Here is a 3944-nt window from a genome sequence, read left to right as displayed (position 1 = left end):
ATCTGGGCGGCGACTCCATCGTCGCGTTGCGTGTCGTCACCGCCGCCCGTCGCGCCGGATTCGCGCTGACCTCGCGTGACGTCTTCGAAGCCCCGACCCCCGCCGACCTCGCGTTGCGGGCGGTCCCGGCCGACGCGCTGGTCGTTGCGGCGGAGAGCCCTCACGACGCGCTCGGTGTCGTCGTGCCGACCGCCATGGTCACCGATCTGCTCGCCCAGGAGGGCGCGTGGGTCGACGGGTACGCCCAGGCCCGCGTGGTCACGCTCCCGGCCGACCTCACCGACGCCGCGCTCGGGGCCGCACTGAGCGAGCTCGTCGCGACCCACGCGGTGCTCCGCGCCCGGGTCGTCGACGACCCGACGTACGGCCGGACCCTCACCGTACCTGCCGAACACGAGACCGAAATCGTTCTACAGCACTGTGATCCGGACGATCCCGCACCGGTCCAGTCTGCATACCGCGCCCTCGATCCCGCGTCGGGCACGATGGTCGTGTTCGTCCTCCTCGTCGACGGACCCGCACCCCGCCTGCTGATCGTCGCGCACCACCTCGTCGTCGACGCGGTGTCGTGGAACATCCTGCTCGACGATCTGCGACGCCTGTGCGAACAGCCGGGATCGCTCGAACGTCCCGTCACGTCCTTCCGCACCTGGAGCCGTGCGCTCGAAGCCGCCGCCGACCTCGCCGCCGACGATGCCGACCTGTGGCGGAAGGTCGTCGACCCCGCCGGCGCCGTCGTGCTCACCGGCCGCGCGCTCGATCCGGCCGTGGACACCGTCGCGGCGTCGGCCGTCCACGACATCACCGTCGCACCCGAGGTGTTCGAGACGTTGTCGTCGGTGGTCGCCCCGGCGCTGCGCGTCGGCGTCGACGAAATCCTGCTCGCCGCACTGGCCGCGGCGCTGACCGCCGCAGCCGAGGAAGCCGGTGCGACCGCGCTCGTCGTCGATGTCGAAGGGCACGGGCGTGAATCCGATTCGATCGCACCCGAACTCGACCTCTCCCGCACCGTGGGGTGGCTGACCACCCTGTACCCGCTGCGACTCGACGTCGCCGGGGTGGACCTCGATGCGGTTGTCGCCGGGACGGCAACCGCCGGGCGCCTGGTCAAGCGCATCAAGGAACAGATCCGCGAGATTCCCGACCGCGGAATCGGCTACGGACTGCTCACCCGGTACCGCGGCGACCACGCCACCGAACTCACTGCGGGGCCGGCGCACCCGGTGCTGTTCAACTATCTCGGCCGCATCGACTCGGCCCCCGCCGCCGGAGCCGACGGCGCGTGGACGCTGTGCCCGGTCGAGAATTCGGACGGTGTCGGAACGCTCGGTGTGTCGTCCGACCCGACGATGCCCATGACTCATCCGCTCGAGATCAATGCCGCGGCCACCGCCGTCGGCATCACCGCACAGTGGCGATATGCAGCCGCGGCGCTGCGGCCCGGCGTCGTCGACCGCGCCGCCGAACTGTGGATCGAACTGCTCGAAGGCATTGCCGTGCACGGCCGGTCGGGCAGTGCCGGAGGACTCACCCCGTCCGATGTCCTCGCCTCCGTCGACTTCGACGAACTGGACGAGCTGACCGGACGCTTCCCGTCGGCGATCGACGTCCTTCCGCTGACGCCGCTGCAGCAGGGTCTGATGTTCGAGTCGACGTTCGACACCACCGGACACGACGCGTACGTCGTGCAGATGGCACTCGACATCACCGGGGATCTCGATCCGGTCCGGTTGCGCGCCGCCGCCGACGCGGTTTTGGCCGCGCACTCCCAGCTCGGGTCGGCGTTCACCACGACCGACGGCGGCCGCCAGGTCGCGGTCGTCGCCACCGGTCTGTCCGTCCCGTGGCAGGAAGTCGACCTGTCCGACTCGGCACCCGGCGACCTCGACCGGCGCTGGACCGAGCTCGCCGTGCGGGACCGCGAGACCCGCTTCGATCTCGATGTACCGCCGCTGATGCGGATCACCCTCGTGCACAACGGGTCCGGTCAGCACCGGATGCTGCTGACCCACCATCACCTGCTGTTCGACGGCTGGTCGCTGCCGCTGGTGATCGACGCTCTCCTGCGTGCCTACGGCACCGGCATCACGATCGGAGCCGCGCCGGCCGTTGCCGCGCCCGCTCGTCGCTACCGCGACTACCTGACGTGGCTCGGCGACCGCGACGAGGCTGCCGACCTGGCGGCGTGGACCGCGGCACTCGCCGGCGTGTCCGAGCCCACCCTGCTCGCGAGCGGCCGCGCCCTCGCACCCGGCTCGTGCGTCGATCACACGCTCACCGTCGACGCCGAGATCGCCTCGGGACTCGAAAAACTGCGGCGCGCCACCGGGGTCACGCTCAACACGATCGTGCAGGTCGCGTGGTCACTGGCGCTGGGCGCCGTCACCGGACGCGACGAGGTGCTGTTCGGCACCGCCGTGTCCGGCCGCGCCGCCGACCTCGACGGCATCGACGCCATGATCGGCATGACCGTCAACACCATCGTGGTGCGTGTCGGGCTGCGTCCCGCGGAGACCGTCGCCGAACTGCTGCGGCGGGTGCAGGCCGAGCAGGCCGCGCTGCAGGCCCACCACCATGTGGGTCTGGCGGATCTGCACCGCATCACCGGTCTCGACGAACTGTTCGACACCCTCGTGGTGTTCGAGAACTACCCCGGTGACTTCACCGGAGCGACCGCCGGCAGCGGGCTCGACGTGCAGCTGCGCGGCATCGACGACGGCACCAGCTTCCCGCTGACCCTGCTGGTACTGCCCGGTGAACAGCTCGAACTGATCGTCAAGTACCACCCCGAGCTGCCCGCAGCCCTCTCGACCGACCTCGTCGACCGCTTCGTGCGTGTTCTGGCGCAGTGTGCGGTGGATGTGGGTGTGCCGGTGGCCGGGGTGTCGGTGTTGTCGCCGGTGGAGGCGGCGGGGTCGGTGGTGTCGGATGTGACGGCGGTCGAGTTGTTGCCGTTGGGTCCGGGTGTGGGTGGTTCGTCGGTGTTGCCGGTGTTGTTCACCGAGGCGGTGGCCGCGTTCGGGGATGCGGTGGCGGTGTCGGACGATGCGGGGGTGTCGTTGTCGTTCGCCGGTGTGGGTGAGCGGGTGTTCGGGTGTGCGCGGTTGTTGGCGTCGGTGGGGGTGAGGTCCGAGTCGCGGGTGGTGGTGTTGTTGCCGCGGTCGGTGGAGTCGGTGGTGGCGTCGTGGGCGGTGGTGTGTGCCGGTGGGGCGTTCGTTCCGGTGGATGTGGGGTATCCGGCCGAGCGGGTGGAGTTCATGATCTCGGATGTCGATCCGGTGGTTGTGGTGACGTCGTCGGTTGTGGCGGAGCGTTTTTCGTCGGTGTTGTCGGCGTCGGGTGCGTCGGTGGTGTTGGTGGATTCGGCGGAGTGGGTGTCGGCGTCGGCTGATGCGGGTCCGGTGGTGTCGGTGTTGCCGGGGTCGGCGGCGTATGTGATCTATACGTCGGGGTCGACGGGGCGGCCGAAGGGGATTGTGGTCTCGCACGAGTCGATCGTGAATTTGGTGCGGTGGCGGCAGTCGGAGTTCCCGGTGGGTGTGGGTGAGGTGGTGTTGCAGAAGACGTCGCCGAGTTTCGATCCGGCGGTGCCGGAGGTGTTGTGGCCGGTGTTGGTGGGTGCGCGGTGTGAGTTGATTCGGGAGGGGGGTGAGCGGGATCTGGAGTATCTGGGTCGGCGGATCGTGGATTCGGGTGCGGTGTTCGTGGAGTTGGTGCCGACGGTGATGTCGGCGATGGTGGAGTCGGGGGTGTCGTTGGCGGGGTCGCGGTTGCGGTATCTGTCGGCCGGTGGTGAGGAGTTGACCTGGTCGGTGGTGGATCGGGTGTCCTCGTTGTGGTCGGTGCCGGTGTGGAATACCTATGGTCCGGCGGAGGCTGCGGTGGAGGTGACGTCGTGGCGGGCCGATCAGCGGTCGGCGGGGTCGTCGGTGCCGATCGGGTTG

General features: G+C 69.7%; 1 protein-coding gene. It reads left to right on the top strand.

Annotated elements, in window-relative coordinates; translation table 11 throughout:
* On the top strand, nucleotides 1-3944 hold a 3944-nt coding region (locus tag A8G15_RS28930), incomplete at both ends, for a condensation domain-containing protein (protein ID WP_156665629.1).

This window comes from Rhodococcus phenolicus, assembly GCF_001646785.1.
Lineage (GTDB): Bacteria > Actinomycetota > Actinomycetes > Mycobacteriales > Mycobacteriaceae > Rhodococcus > Rhodococcus phenolicus.
Note: the sequence above shows the minus strand (reverse complement) of the source record. Positions and strands in the feature narration are given on the sequence as shown.